This is a genomic window from Sphingobium sp. TomTYG46 (assembly GCF_055396345.1).
In genome coordinates this window covers 2,092,260-2,103,855 of the sequence record NZ_AP027324.1, presented here as the reverse complement: position 1 = coordinate 2,103,855, position 11,596 = coordinate 2,092,260, and the positions used below count along the sequence as shown (strand labels likewise).

The window sequence follows — 11,596 nt, the reverse complement described above, 5'->3', positions numbered from 1 at the left end:
CGGGCGCTCCAACAAGCAGGAGAATAGTATGAACTTCGCATATCTCAAAGCTCTTGGTCTGGCACTCGCCCTCTCGAGCGCAATGGCTGGTGCCGCTCAGGCTCAGGTCGTCGGCGGAACCAGTGATTCCTCCAAGGTGACGATCGCCGCTAGCACGGTCGTGGGCGGCCCACACACCGCTGGCAAGGTTGGCATCCATGTGCCCAATCTCGCCTCAGGCCAGTATATCGATTTCCAGGGCCTGCAGAGCGTCCTTGGGACGGACGCCAACGGCGTAACCACTTTCACCGCAGTCACCGGCACTGTGACCGATCACAGCCAATATGGCCGCTTCGATTTCGCCAAGGTAAGCGGCTATGATATCTATTTTGGTGAGTGGAAGCAGACTGCGAGCGTCACCGCCGGCGATCACACCGTCTACTATGGTGGCACAGGGGCATCGACCTCAGTCCCGTCCAGCGGCTCGGCCAGCTACTCGGTCAAGGGCATCAGCGACTATCAGGGCAAGGGCATTCTGAACGGCACGTTCAATGCATCGTTCACCGGCAGCGGCGGCACGCTCACGGGCAGCCTGGCGAATGCTGGCGGAACCTATGGCGTGAACATCGGCACGGCGACCATCACCTCCGGCGGCACCTTCGCGGGCGCTGGCGGAAGCGCGACCGGCGCCGGTGGTACACCGCTGGCCTCCAGCGGTGTGGTGAGTGGCCGTTTCTTCGGTTCGAACGTCAATGCGCTGGCGGGCACCGTCGCGTTCAGCGGTACGAACCGCCAGTACAGCACCGCTTTCGGCGGCACCAAGAACTGATCACCCATGTTGGGACCGGGGCCTCCAAAAGGGCTCCGGTCTCCGTCACCAATGATCCGGCCTGGCGTCTTCATGGACATATCAGCTTTTCGCATTTTGATCTCGTACGAGCCGCTGTTGCTTGCTCTGGCGGCCAGCTTGTGGGCGACCGCTGCCAACGCGCAGACGACAAGCGGGCAGGACACGCGACTCCGGCTTGACCAGCAGCTCGATCGCCAGCGCGCTGACCAGGAATCCCGCGCGATCGAGGATGCTGAAGCGCTCGACGGTGATACATCTTCGCTGACCATAGACGGTCAGACTTACGCGGTTGGCAACACTGTCGATGACATCGGGCAAGCTCTCTATATCTCAGTGACGCGCAAACAGTGGCCCGACGTTCGCCGTTTTCTCGCCGCCTATCAGAAGCTGGATGGGCATGATCCCATGCTGGTCGAATATGCTCTTGGCGCGCTCGCGCGCGAGAAAGGCGACCTGGCGGCTGCGGAACGGCATTATCGGGCGCTGTTGGCGATAAAGGCGGATTTTGTCCCGGGTAGGCTGGAACTCGCACGCGTCCTTTTCGACGATCACAAGGATCGTGAGGCTGAAAGCGCTTTCCGGGCAGCGCGCGATCTACTGGCCGATGATGGGCCACAGGCGCAGGGTGTGATCGGCACGGTCGATGCCTATCTGGGCGCGCTCAAGCGCCGCCGGAATTGGCAGGGAAGTCTTGCTATCGGTCCCGGATACAGCAGCAATCTCAATCAGTCGTCGGCGAGCTACACCTGCCTTTTGGCGACCGACGACGGCACCTGCCTTGTCGACCGACAGGTTCCGCCCGCGATCGCGGCCGCTGGCGTCAACTTCGAAGGCACGCTCGCGAGAGATGTTCCGTTGAGCGGACATAGCGGTCTCCGGGCGCGGGCGATCCTGTTCGGCGACGTCTATCCGGAACATCATGCCTATTCCCAGGCGACGGCGATCATGCGTCTAGGCTATCAATATCAGACTGCCCGCAACGTCGTCTCCCTCTCGCCCTCATTCGAGATCGGTTCGCTCGGATCGTCGGAGCTCTACAGCGCGCCAGGTCTGAACGCGGAATGGACGCACACGGTCTCGCTGCGGTTGCTCTTCAAGGTCGAGGGAAATTACCGGGATTTCCGTTACCGCGATGCGGCTTTTGCTCCGCAAAATGGGCCGCTCACGGATGTTGCTATCACAGGATGGTATTCGCTGACGCCGACTTTGACCGTGTTCGGTGGACCAGATGTCCTTGTGAAGGACACGCCAAGCCTTGTCGAAGCCTATCGCCAATGGGGCGCACGGCTCGGGATCAACAAGGCTTTCGGCAATGTCGCAAGCCTCTTCCTCATGGGATCCTATCGCTACCGCCGCCACCGCGCATACAGCGAATTGTTCGAGGCGCAGCGCAAGGACCGCCAATTCAACGTCATAGGGATCGCCCGTCTGCCCATCCTGAAAGTCTGGGCGCTCGTTCCCGAAATCGTTGTCCAGCACACCCGTGTCCAGAGCAATATCGACTGGCTCTATTCCTACAAGCGCACGACCGCGAGCGTTAGGCTCAGCTATGCCTTCTGATCGGCCGCGCGCTCTTCCTTTCACATTACATAGGAGAAACGCCCATGACCGTAATTACTGCTGAATTTCCCGTTGGCGAGCAAAGCCGCGCGAAGCGGCTCAAGGCTCTGACCAGCACCGTCCATGAGGGCGTCGATCGCTCGATCATGTCGGCATCATCTTTCGCCACCATCGAACGCTACAAGAATTTTCTAGCGATTCAGTATCTCTTCCACCGCGACGTTGCCGCCCTTTATGCAGATGCGCGCCTACTGGCAGCTTTTCCGGATCTCGTCCAGCGGTGCCGTTTGCCGCTGGTCGTGGCGGACATGGAGGATCTCGGCGTTGCAGCACCGGAGTCTGGACCGCCCGCTTTCCTTGCCTGTGATCCGCTGGACATGGGCACCGCACTGGGCTGGCTCTATGTCGCCGAAGGGTCCAACATGGGCGCGGCCGTGCTGCGCAAGGAAGCACAGAAGCTCGGGCTGACCGATGATGTCGGTGCGCGTCATCTTGCGCCCGCGCCCGAAGGCCCGGCTCCCCACTGGCGCGCATTTACCGCCGCGCTGGATGCAGTCGAACTGGGCGAGGATGAGGAAAAGCGTGCCAAGGAAGGCGCACTGGAAGCGTTCGCGCGGGTCCAGGCCCATGTCGATGCACGGCTTGACTGAGGCCACCAACGCCGACCTGCTCCGGCGCGGTCGCACAACTCGCGCCGGTTGGCTCGTCCTGGGCCTGGCGCTGGTGGCAATCGGCTTCATCGGCATCTTCGTGCCGCTGCTTCCGACCACTGATTTCATGCTGCTGGCGCTGCCCTGCTTCGCGCGGTCCTCGCCCCGGCTCGAAGCATGGTTGCTGGGTCATCCTCGCTTCGGGCCGGGGTTGCGGGCGTGGCGCGCGGAGGGCGCAGTGCCGCGCCATGCCAAAATCGCGGCGTGCATCGGCATGGCGGTGGGGTTCGGGCTGTTCTGGCTCGACGTCAGGCCCGGCCCGCTGCTGACCGACGCCGTGGCCGCATTCATGCTGTTCTGGGCGATCTGGATCATTCGGCGACCCGAGCCGGGAGAATCACGATGAAGCCTGGAGGTTATCGCGGGGCGCAGTTTGCGGCTGCGAATGATGATACTTCTCTCTTTGAGGGCCATGTCGTCTTCCGAACATATTATGCTGACAGCCCTCGGCGGCGGGGAAAAACGTTGCCCACGCCTATGGCGAGACCGGAAAATGGCGAGATGCCGCGCGGCCAGAGCCGGTATTGCGATCAGCCGATGGACTGGCGTATACGCCTATTCGGCCTTGCCGGGACTGTCTCGATCATTGGGCTGATCCTTGCCGCCGTCCTGTTCACCTGGAAGGCCGTTTATCAGCCTGTGCGGGCCACCTCTCAGCCGCTGACAGTGATAGAGCTGCAACCGCTGGCGGCTCCCCCCGAGCCGGTCCGCAACGTAGCGCCAGGACCGGAACAAGTGGAAAAGCAAGAGGCTGAGCTTGAGCCCGTCACCGAGCCGGTCCCGATCCCCCTCGTGCAGTTCGCCGCGCCGACGGTTTCGGCAGAGTTGCGAGAGGCGGGAAAAATCGTTGATCCCGGCCCCGCCGTGCCGGAAACGACCGCGCCCAAAAGCGTCGTCGCGCCGAGCGCCAACCAATTGTCCAATGACGCCCGCCCCAATTGGGAAGGCTTGATCCTGGCCCATCTGGAAGGCTTCCGCCGCTATCCCGCCCGCGCTCGGGCCGCCCGCCAACAAGGGACTGTCTCGATTCGCTTCAGAATGAATCGCGCCGGTATGGTGCTGTCATCGGCTATCGTAAAGAGATCCGGTTCGTTCGATCTCGATCGTGCCGCCCTTGATACACTTCGGCGTGCGCAGCCTTTACCACATATTCCGGTAGATATGCCCGATGAAGTCGAACTGTCAGTCCCTGTGGAATACTATCTTCACTGAAGGAAAATTCAGTGCCGATCAGCGATCTTCATGATTCCGGCCCTGTCGAATGCTACGTCGCCGTAGGCCAACCATTAAACGCGCACTGTTTCGGGTGCTTGGACGAGTGTCCTGATATGATTTCAGTGGGCAAGCTAGACGTAGCTGGTCTTATGTAAATGATCGAGTTGCGTCAGCTCCGCTACCTAGAGTCTTTCTGACTTAGATTGAGGCATATCCGGCTCCACGGATGTAATTGGCGCATTCTGCGGGCGGGAAGTGGTCGAGCAGTTTTCCGATGCGTCGCCATGTTGCCTCGACGGTGCGTTCGTTGGCCTTGCGGAGCAGACGCTTGAGCTTGGAGAACATCTCCTCGATGGGGTTCAGGTCGGGCGAGTAGGGCGGCAGGAAGAACAGCCTGATGCCCGCCGCCTTGAGCAATTTGCGCACGCGGCTGCCTTTGTGGCTGCCGAGATTGTCGACCACGATGATGCTGCCGGGTTCCAGCGCGGGGATCAGGAACTGCTCGACCCACGCGGTGAAGCTCTCGCCGTTTATCGGGCCATCGAGGACGCAAGGGGCCACGATGCCATCATGCCTGAGGCCAGCGATGAAGGTCAGCGTCTTCCAGTGGCCATGCGGCACCTTGTCGATCAGCGGCTCGCCCCGGTGATGCCAGCCATGGGTGCGGGTCATGTTGGTCTTCGCCCAGGTCTCGTCGATGAAGACCATGCGCTTGGGATCTACCCAGCGCTGGACCCAGCGCCAGCGGTTGCGGCGTCGGATGACGTCGGGCCGGTCCTGTTCCTTGGCGAAGAGCGTCTTTTTTTAAACGTCTTGCCCAAGCGGCCCATGAACCGCCACAGCGTGTCGCAGCAGACCACCACACCACGCTCTTCACGCAGCTGGGCCAGCAACTCGTGCAGCGTCAGGTCCTTCTTCTGCTCGATCCGCGCAAGCAACCACTCGCGCTCACGCGCCAGCAACGGGAGCATGTGACCGCCGACCTTGCCCGGCTCAACAGACCCGCGCGTTCGCCATGACTGCGCCCAGCGAACCCCCGTGGCCGGGCTCACCTCCAGCAACCGCGCAGCCCCCCGCGCCGACATGCCTCGATCCAGAGCCCGACAAAACCGAACCCGCAAATCCTGTGATAATGGCCTCATCCATGCTGGCCTCCTCACCAGTGGCCACCTTGAATCACACTTCCAACCGTCTGGAAATCCCCAACGATTCATTCAACATCGGAAAGACTCTAATTGCCGCCGCAGAGGCAGGGAGCTTCAGCCGGGCCGCCCGCGGCATGAACATTAAACAGGCTACTCTCAGCCGACATATCATCGACATTGAGAAACGGCTTGGAATGACGCTGTTCGACCGCAGAACGCGCGGAGCCACCCTGACTCCTAACGGCAAGATTTATCTGCACACGGCGCAACGGATCGTGAAGGAATTCGAGGAACTGAACGCCTGGGTACGGGCCACGCAGAATGGTCATGCCGGCAGGCTGGCAATAGGCTTCTACACCTCTTGCTCTGTCGGCAATCTGCGCGCGACCCTCAGCGAGTTCGACGAGCGTCATCCGGAGGTAAAACTGCGCGCCTTCGAGCGGGACCGCGCGATGCTGCTGGCGGGCATCGAAAGCGGCCTGCTCGATATAGCGATCATGATCGGCGAGGCACCCTATCCTAGCCTCACGAGTCGGCCACTATGGAGCGAGCGCATCCTGGTAGCGATGCCGGAAAGTCATCCGCTGACTGAGCGTGAACGCATCTACTGGACCGATCTGATCGGCGAACGGTTCCTGCTGACCGAACGAGATCCCGGCCCGGAGACGCGCAACATGCTTTTGGGCAAGCTTGGAATGCCCGGTTACACGCCGGAGCTCGACATGGAAGACATCGGACGCGATTCGGTACTCAGCGCCATTGCACTCGGCGGGCGCCTCTCAATCGTCGTGGAATCTGCGCTTGGCATCCAGGTGCCTGGAGTGGCGTTCCGGGAGGTCCACGAGAGGTGCGGGCATGTGCGGATCGGCTTCTCCGGCTATTGGCGCGACGACAATGACAACGCCGTGCTGCGCCGATTCCTCGATTTCGTGACCGTCCGCTATTCGCTGCCACCTACGGCGGCACCGCAACCATCGTCAGAGCAATCGAGAAAGGAGCCGTCATGACGCAAGGCAGGACGCTCATCATCGTGCTGGTCACGCTGATCATTGGGTGCAGCGCGGGCTTCGTGCTGCGTCGGATAATCGTGCCGGTCAGTCAAACTGCGGTTGTCGCGGTTTCGTCCCCCGCCGCCCAGACGCCGGCCGCACCGCGCGGGATGCAATATTTTGCGGCGCATCTGGACGAAGCTCGGCAAGTCTTAGCGCATTGTGCGGAAGGCTCGGCAAGGGGCGACGAGTGCGCCCATGCCGAGCAGGCCGTCGTTGAAGCGGAAGGTCGGGATCGCTTCAAGCGGTTCATGGGAAATTAAAAGCAGGCGAACAGGCCTTCACGTCTCCTGCGAGCGGTGCCGGCGGAAGGCCCGGTCGGTTTCCATGAACCGGGTGAGCATGGGCGCTATCAGCTTCTCGGGCAGGACCGGCGCTGCCCCGGTCTCGGCGGCGAGCGCCGCAGCATAGGCGACGAGATCGCGGTGAACCGGCGCGGGCAGCTCCACGGAGAGCTTGACCGGACGGTCGTCGGCCAGCGGCCCCAGCTTCAGTTTCGTCATCGCATCGCTCCGATGGGTTCGAGCACCAGGTCGCGTGTAATGATCACGCGCAAGGGGTGCCCCGGCCGGATGGTGAGCGTCGGCTGCACATTGAGTTGTCGACGCACAATCTGCTGGCCGGTCTGATTGATGGTGTCCTGCGATCCCCGCCGCAGCGCGCGGGTTAGATCGTCCTCGCTGTCGGCGCCCAGCTCGGCGCCCACGCCGAGCAATGTCGAGACGGCCGCCGCCTTGAGCAGATTGCCCCAGTGCTGGTTCACGCGATCCTGTAGGCCCGCAAAGCCGGCTCCGTCCGCGCCGGGCTGACGCTCGAGAACGATCGAGCGGCCATCCGGCATGATGAGGCGGTCCCAGGCGAGCAGCACGCGGGTCTGGCCGGCGGCTATCTCGCTGTCATATTCGCCGATCAGCCGCGCGCCCTGCGGGATGAGCAAGATGCGCCCCGTGGGACTGTCATAGACGTTCTGCGTCACCTGCGCGGTGATCTGGCCGGGCAGGTCGGAGCGGATGCCGGTAATGAGCGCGGCCGGAATGATGCTGCCGGCCTGCACGATGTTGGGCGATGCCGGCGCGGTCAGCCGCTCGACGCTCACCGTGCGCTGGCTAGACGCCTGCGCCATGAACGCCCGCTTGGCGGCCTGGTCGCCTTGCGCGGCGGCGGCCTGCTGCGGCGGCTGCGCGGCCGGATCAGGCGACGCCAGTGACGGCGCTACGGCCATCCCGCCGGCGTTGGCCGAGCTTCCGCCAAGGAACACGCCGCTTGTCCGAGCAGCGTCGCGCTCCTGCTGCGCGCGCGGATCGGGCTGGCCCGACTGCGCGCCGAGGGGTGGCACGGGCACGTTCTCGCCGCGCTGCTGCGCCGAGACGATCGGCCGGCCAAGGTCGCCGGGAAGCGGCGGGCCGAGCTTCGGCGCCTGGCCATAGTCCTTCGGCCCCGAGGTGATCGCCTCGGCCGTCGTCCGGCTCTTGGTGTTGTAGAGCTCCTTTGCTTCGCGCGGCCCGGCCGGTTTCAAGGCGTAGATCAGCGAGCCGCCGATGCCGAGGCCGGCGGCGACGCCGACGACGGCGAGCGCCTTGCGCGACAGGCGCATGACGCGCGGTGGGTCGCCGCGAAGCTGGAAGGCTTGGGGATCGGAGCGCGGCGCGGCCGGCTCGGCGGCGGGCGTATCGGTCGGGTCGCTCACGGCCGCCCCCTCCGGCGCGCGTCCGCGCCGTCGCGCACGATGCGGACACGCTGTTCGCTACGCTTGTCGCCCAGACGCAGCTCGGCGGCGGCGAACAGGCGATCGACCACCATGTAGCGGCCCTGCACGCGGTAATTGACCAGCTCGGCACCGCCGGCCGCGCCAGTCACGAACAACGGCGGCATCTCGCCCTGCGCGATCCTGCCTGGAAACTCGATGAAGACCTGGCGACCATCGTCAAAGGCGCGAACCGGCTTCCACGGCGCGCGGTCGCCCTCGATGCGGTAGCGAAAATTGAGCGCAGACACTTCTACGCCGCTTGCCACCGGCGCGGTGTTTGCCGCCGCGGCGTTGCGGCCTTGTAAGGCGATCAGCGCGTCATGGGGATAGGTCCAGGAGACCGACGCCATGTAGGTCGAAGCCGTCGCGCGCAGCTCCAAATGATAGGTGCGCCGGTCGGTGTTGATGACGAGGTTGGTGCCGATGTCGGGGCGCGTCGGCTTGACCAGGATATGCACCCGTGCCGTAGGACCGCTGCCGCTCACCGTGTCGCCAATGATCCAGCGCACTGTATCGCCCGCCGCGACCGGCCCCGGCCCAACGAGCTGCTCGCCTTCCTGCAAGGCGATGTCCGTCACCTGGCCGGGCGCGGCATAGACCTGATAGAGCGCGCCGTCGGTCCAGGGATATTGCTGGATCGCATTGAGGAAGCCGTCGCGCGCAGGTTGCACGCGGGCGGCGGCGTTGGCCGCTCCGACGCGTCGCCGGGGATCGGCGGGCTCAGGAGGCGGGGCGCGCCCCGCCAGCGGCTTCAACTGGCCGGGGAGCGGCAGCGGCTCGGGGATCATCACCACGGCGACGGGCGTAGGCGGCTCGGGCGCCGGCGTAGCCGCGATTTCGGGAGGCGGTTCGTCGTAGGCGACCGTCGGCGTCTTGGCGGAGGTGGTGGCGCAGCCGGCGAGCGCGGCGGCCGACAGCAGCAACGCCGCCGAAGCGGAGGGACGGAAAGGCGTGTGCGTCATTGCGAGAGCTCCTTTGACCAGTTGAGGGCGTTGACGAAGACACCGAGCGGATTGCGACGCAGCGCGTCGGGGGTGCGCGGGGGCTGGACGACGACGGTGAGGATCGCGGACCAGCGTTCGGTCGCGGCGAGGCTGCCGTCCTGATAGCGGCGCTCGGTCCAGGCGACCCGGAAGCTGTCGGGTGAGGCGCGGATGACGCTCGACACGTCCACCGCGACCTGAACCTTGCCAACATTGGCGAACGGGTCGTTGACGCGGGCATAGTCATTGAGCGCGAGCGCGCCCTTGTCGGTGGTGAAATCATAGGCCCTGAGCCAGTTCTGGCGGACGATGACCGGATCGGCCGGGATGGCGCGGACCTGCTCGATGAAGCGGGCGAGATGGAATGCGATCTGCGGATCGGTCGGTCGATAGCCGGTCTCGGCCGGCGCAACTGCCTGCGCCTCGCCCAGCCGATCGACCTGCACCACCCAGGGCACGATATGGCCGCGCGCCGACTGCCACACCAGGCCACCCGCAAGCCCGCCCGATAGCGTCAGCGCACCGAAGAAGGCGAGCCGCCAGTTCTTCGCCTGCACGCGGGCGGAGCCGATGCGGTCATCCCACACCTGAGCGGCGCGCTGATAGGGTGTCGTGGGTTCTGGTGTCTGGCCGTAGCGGATGGTTGGGCGTCGAAACATGGATCAGTCCTTCTCTTTGATGTCGGGACCGGGACCGCCACCGTGGCTGTCGCCACCCTTCATCGTGTGGGCGAGCACGGTCGCGCCGTGTGTCACGGACTGGCGGCGCTTCATCGCGGCCGCCCAGGCAGGCGCACCGGCGCCACTAGTGGCTGGGGAAGCGGCTGCGGTGCTCGATGTCGAAACCGTGGCCGCCGCTGGTCCGCCAGTGATCGTGCCGCCGCTGGCGGTGAACCCAGCACGGGCGCCGGAGCGGAAGCTGGCCTTCATCGCCTCGCCGCCCTTGGCGGCCACCTTGCGCAACGGCGAGAGGACGGCGTTCGTAGCGCTTCCCGCCACGGCCTGACCGACTGCGGACATGCCGCCGGCCACGGCGCTTGCCCCGTTCTTGCCGAACGAGCCGAGGCTATAGGCGCTGGCGGCTCCACCCGCGGCTTGAGCGCCGCCGCGCGCGGCAGCGCCGGTCATACGGCCGGTCGCACCAATGGCGGAACCGGCGGCTCCGACACCGAGCCGTGCAGCGGCTGCACCGCCGACCAGCGCACCACCGGCTGCAAGGGCCGTTCCGGCCGCCGCGCCCGCCCCGAGCTGCGGTCCCCCCGAGACGATGCCATTGGCGATGCTGGGACCGAAGATCGCGAGCCCGAACAATGACAGCGCGGCGAGCGCAACCGCCATGACCTGATTGATGTCAGGCTCGACCCCGAGGCCGGCGCTGGTGAACTGGCTGAACAGAGTCGTGCCGATGCCCGTGATGACGGCGAGAACCAGCACCTTGATGCCGGTCGAGACAACATGGCCCAGCACGCGCTCGGCCATGAAGGCGGTCTTGTTGAAGAAGGCGAACGGCAGCAGCACGAAGCCGGCCAGCGTCACCAGCTTGAATTCGATCAGCGTGATGAAAACCTGCACCGCGATGATGAAGAAGGCGAGCACCACGATCAGCCAGGCGATCAGCAAGACGAGGATCAGCGCGGCATTGGCGAAGAAGGCCCAGAGGCTGGAAAATTGACCCGCCGCATCGAGCAACGGCTTGCCGGCTTGAAGCCCAGTCGCGGCGATCGTGCCCGGCTTCATAAAATCGGCGATCGACATCGCCCCGCCGCTGGCTTGGAGGCCGAGCCCGGCGAAGGACTGGAACACGATATTGGCGAGCGACGAGAAATTGCCGATGATGAAGGCGAAGGTGCCGATGTAGAGCGTCTTCTTGACGAGGCGTTGAAGCACGTCCTCATCCGCACCCCAGGCCCAGAACAAACCGGCAAGTGTCACATCGATGGCAATGAGTGTGGTCGAGAGGAACCCAACCTCGCCACCAAGCAGGCCAAACCCGCTGTCGATGTAACTGGTAAAGACGGCCAGGAAGGTGTCGATGACACTGGTATCGTTCATGGCGTGTCGCCTTCGGCGGATGGCGAAACGTCGCCATCGCGCCCGGTTTCGATGGCAGGCTCGTCCTGACGGAAGAAGCGGCGGCGGTTCTCGGCCCAGGCCGCTTCGCAGCCCGAGTCTGGCATGGTGAGCGTTGCGCAGCGATCCAGCTCGCGGGCGAGCCGGTTCCCGCCGCCCTCCGCCGGCATGGTGAGACGCGGCGATGGCGCGGGCGCTTCCGGCCGCAGAGCGGCGACGATCGCCACCGTCATCATCAGCCCCGCCAGCCCTGCCACCCCCGCGATCTTCGCCGTGCGCGACATGGCTT

General features: G+C 64.6%; 14 protein-coding genes. 7 read left to right on the top strand and 7 right to left on the bottom strand.

What is annotated here, in order from left to right; genetic code table 11:
• The first annotated feature begins 28 nt into the window (after nt 1–28).
• From ACZ5YV_RS10690 to ACZ5YV_RS10670, 5 genes are all read left to right on the top strand, one after another.
• Nucleotides 29–808: a Slam-dependent surface lipoprotein gene (locus tag ACZ5YV_RS10690; protein WP_464787600.1), complete on the top strand. Its 780-nt coding sequence runs from the start codon at nt 29–31 to the stop codon at nt 806–808.
• A gap of 72 nt (nt 809–880) precedes the next feature.
• A complete protein-coding gene (locus ACZ5YV_RS10685; protein WP_464787599.1) occupies nt 881–2,389 on the top strand; it encodes a surface lipoprotein assembly modifier in 1,509 nt (502 codons plus the stop codon).
• Nucleotides 2,390–2,433: 44 nt separating this feature from the next.
• Nucleotides 2,434–3,039, top strand: coding sequence for a biliverdin-producing heme oxygenase (locus ACZ5YV_RS10680; protein ID WP_464787598.1), 606 nt, complete (start codon nt 2,434–2,436; stop codon nt 3,037–3,039).
• Nucleotides 3,017–3,445 carry a YbaN family protein gene (locus ACZ5YV_RS10675; protein WP_464787597.1) on the top strand — a complete coding sequence of 143 codons (429 nt, stop codon included), beginning with the start codon at nt 3,017–3,019 and terminating at the stop codon, nt 3,443–3,445. Before ACZ5YV_RS10680 ends, ACZ5YV_RS10675 begins: the two co-directional genes overlap by 23 nt.
• Nucleotides 3,446–3,576: 131 nt before the next feature.
• Nucleotides 3,577–4,311, top strand: a complete 735-nt coding sequence (locus tag ACZ5YV_RS10670) for an energy transducer TonB family protein (protein ID WP_464787596.1) — start codon at nt 3,577–3,579, stop codon at nt 4,309–4,311.
• A 201-nt stretch (nt 4,312–4,512) separates the two neighbouring features.
• Here the strand turns inward: ACZ5YV_RS10670 and ACZ5YV_RS10665 are convergent.
• A protein-coding gene (locus tag ACZ5YV_RS10665) for an IS630 family transposase (RefSeq protein WP_464786945.1) occupies nt 4,513–5,456 on the bottom strand; the annotation gives its coding sequence in 2 pieces (ribosomal slippage) (nt 4,513–5,118 and nt 5,121–5,456; 942 coding nt in all).
• Here ACZ5YV_RS10665 and ACZ5YV_RS10660 point away from each other — a divergent pair.
• Together ACZ5YV_RS10660 and ACZ5YV_RS10655 are read left to right on the top strand one after the other, a co-directional pair.
• Nucleotides 5,447–6,466, top strand: coding sequence for a LysR family transcriptional regulator (locus ACZ5YV_RS10660; protein WP_464787595.1), 1,020 nt, complete (start codon nt 5,447–5,449; stop codon nt 6,464–6,466). The genes ACZ5YV_RS10665 and ACZ5YV_RS10660 overlap by 10 nt on opposite strands.
• Nucleotides 6,463–6,771 carry a hypothetical protein gene (locus tag ACZ5YV_RS10655; protein ID WP_464787594.1) on the top strand — a complete coding sequence of 103 codons (309 nt, stop codon included), beginning with the start codon at nt 6,463–6,465 and terminating at the stop codon, nt 6,769–6,771. Before ACZ5YV_RS10660 ends, ACZ5YV_RS10655 begins: the two co-directional genes overlap by 4 nt.
• Nucleotides 6,772–6,789: 18 nt before the next feature.
• On the opposite strand, the gene ACZ5YV_RS10650 is transcribed toward ACZ5YV_RS10655, so the two are convergent.
• Genes ACZ5YV_RS10650 through trbK-alt form a run of 6 tightly spaced genes read right to left on the bottom strand, consistent with a single transcriptional unit; the run spans nt 6,790 to nt 11,591 of the window.
• Nucleotides 6,790–7,011: a DUF2274 domain-containing protein gene (locus ACZ5YV_RS10650; RefSeq protein ID WP_464787593.1), complete on the bottom strand. Its 222-nt coding sequence runs from the start codon at nt 7,009–7,011 to the stop codon at nt 6,790–6,792.
• Complete coding sequence (locus tag ACZ5YV_RS10645) at nt 7,008–8,195, bottom strand: TraB/TrbI/VirB10 family type IV secretion system protein (protein ID WP_464787592.1); 1,188 nt, start codon at nt 8,193–8,195, stop codon at nt 7,008–7,010. Before ACZ5YV_RS10645 ends, ACZ5YV_RS10650 begins: the two co-directional genes overlap by 4 nt.
• Nucleotides 8,192–9,217, bottom strand: coding sequence for a P-type conjugative transfer protein TrbG (gene trbG, locus ACZ5YV_RS10640; RefSeq protein ID WP_464787591.1), 1,026 nt, complete (start codon nt 9,215–9,217; stop codon nt 8,192–8,194). Before trbG ends, ACZ5YV_RS10645 begins: the two co-directional genes overlap by 4 nt.
• Nucleotides 9,214–9,897 carry a conjugal transfer protein TrbF gene (gene trbF / locus ACZ5YV_RS10635; protein WP_464787590.1) on the bottom strand — a complete coding sequence of 228 codons (684 nt, stop codon included), beginning with the start codon at nt 9,895–9,897 and terminating at the stop codon, nt 9,214–9,216. The genes trbG and trbF overlap by 4 nt, the downstream gene beginning before the upstream one ends.
• Before the next feature lie 3 nt (nt 9,898–9,900).
• Nucleotides 9,901–11,289, bottom strand: a complete 1,389-nt coding sequence (trbL, locus tag ACZ5YV_RS10630) for a P-type conjugative transfer protein TrbL (protein ID WP_464787589.1) — start codon at nt 11,287–11,289, stop codon at nt 9,901–9,903.
• A complete protein-coding gene (gene trbK-alt / locus ACZ5YV_RS10625; protein ID WP_464787588.1) occupies nt 11,286–11,591 on the bottom strand; it encodes a putative entry exclusion protein TrbK-alt in 306 nt (101 codons plus the stop codon). Before trbK-alt ends, trbL begins: the two co-directional genes overlap by 4 nt.
• Nucleotides 11,592–11,596 lie beyond the last annotated feature (5 nt).

What these genes read in the sequence shown, in the direction of transcription:
- ACZ5YV_RS10690 (WP_464787600.1), top strand. Translation starts at nt 29, where the DNA reads ATGAACTTCGCATATCTCAAAGCTCTTGGTCTGGCACTCGCCCTCTCG.
- ACZ5YV_RS10685 (WP_464787599.1), top strand. Translation starts at nt 881, where the DNA reads ATGGACATATCAGCTTTTCGCATTTTGATCTCGTACGAGCCGCTGTTG.
- ACZ5YV_RS10680 (WP_464787598.1), top strand. Translation starts at nt 2,434, where the DNA reads ATGACCGTAATTACTGCTGAATTTCCCGTTGGCGAGCAAAGCCGCGCG.
- ACZ5YV_RS10675 (WP_464787597.1), top strand. Translation starts at nt 3,017, where the DNA reads ATGTCGATGCACGGCTTGACTGAGGCCACCAACGCCGACCTGCTCCGG.
- ACZ5YV_RS10670 (WP_464787596.1), top strand. Translation starts at nt 3,577, where the DNA reads ATGGCGAGACCGGAAAATGGCGAGATGCCGCGCGGCCAGAGCCGGTAT.
- ACZ5YV_RS10660 (WP_464787595.1), top strand. Translation starts at nt 5,447, where the DNA reads ATGGCCTCATCCATGCTGGCCTCCTCACCAGTGGCCACCTTGAATCAC.
- ACZ5YV_RS10655 (WP_464787594.1), top strand. Translation starts at nt 6,463, where the DNA reads ATGACGCAAGGCAGGACGCTCATCATCGTGCTGGTCACGCTGATCATT.
- ACZ5YV_RS10650 (WP_464787593.1), bottom strand. Translation starts at nt 7,011, where the DNA reads ATGACGAAACTGAAGCTGGGGCCGCTGGCCGACGACCGTCCGGTCAAG.
- trbG (WP_464787591.1), bottom strand. Translation starts at nt 9,217, where the DNA reads ATGACGCACACGCCTTTCCGTCCCTCCGCTTCGGCGGCGTTGCTGCTG.
- trbF (WP_464787590.1), bottom strand. Translation starts at nt 9,897, where the DNA reads ATGTTTCGACGCCCAACCATCCGCTACGGCCAGACACCAGAACCCACG.
- trbL (WP_464787589.1), bottom strand. Translation starts at nt 11,289, where the DNA reads ATGAACGATACCAGTGTCATCGACACCTTCCTGGCCGTCTTTACCAGT.
- trbK-alt (WP_464787588.1), bottom strand. Translation starts at nt 11,591, where the DNA reads ATGTCGCGCACGGCGAAGATCGCGGGGGTGGCAGGGCTGGCGGGGCTG.